Consider the following 752-nt stretch of genomic DNA (forward strand, 5'->3'; position numbering starts at 1 on the left):
AGCGCGTCGAAGACGAGCCATTCGAGCAGCCGGCCGGTGGCGTTGCGGTCGGTGATCTCCTTGGCCGGGTCGTCGTTGGGCTTGATCCCCACGTGCACGCTGCGGGCGCCGACCAGCAGCGGTCGGTGGCCGCGGCGCAGCCGCAGCCACACGCTGGCCGCGTAGGGGAACTCCCGGTGGGTCTGCACCGACCAGGTCTTGCGGCCCTCGATCGGCCGGCCCTGGGCGTCGACCTCGGTGACCTCCTTGCCGCGGGCGGTGACCACCACGATCCCGGGGAAGGTGAGCAGCTCGGTCTGCAGCTTGCGCCAGCGCGCGCCGGCGTCGTTCCACAGGTTCTGGGTGATGGTGATCTCGGCGTGCGGATCGCGCTTGAGCAGCTCGCGGTTGCGCGCCGAGCGCGCCGCCCGCTCGCTGGCCCAGTCCTTGAGCCCGTCCCAGATCGCCGAGCCGGTGTCGATGGCCAGCACCACCGGCGCCTCGCCGGCGTCGGTGGCCCGGCGGGCCTCGGCCTTGACCGCCTGCACCGCGGCCAGCACCGCGGCGTAGGAGCCGTCGTGCTCGACCAGCTGGTAGCGGGCGCCGGGGATGGCGCCGTACTCGTCGCCGGCGCCCTCGTTCAGGTCGATCCAGTACAGCGCGCCGATCCGGTCGCTGGCGGAGAACTCCGCCAGCGCCCAGCTCTTGCCCGCCTTCTCCTCGCCCTCCAGCAGGATGCACGGCCACGGCACCCGACCGGTCGGCTTGCGCGT

General features: G+C 73.3%; 1 protein-coding gene. It reads right to left on the minus strand.

What is annotated here, in order from left to right; all coding sequences use genetic code 11:
• Nucleotides 1–752 (minus strand): hypothetical protein (locus ACI78S_RS25100; protein ID WP_456977710.1); only part of this gene is annotated, 752 nt, incomplete at both ends.

Source organism: Geodermatophilus sp. SYSU D00815 (genome assembly GCF_054050035.1).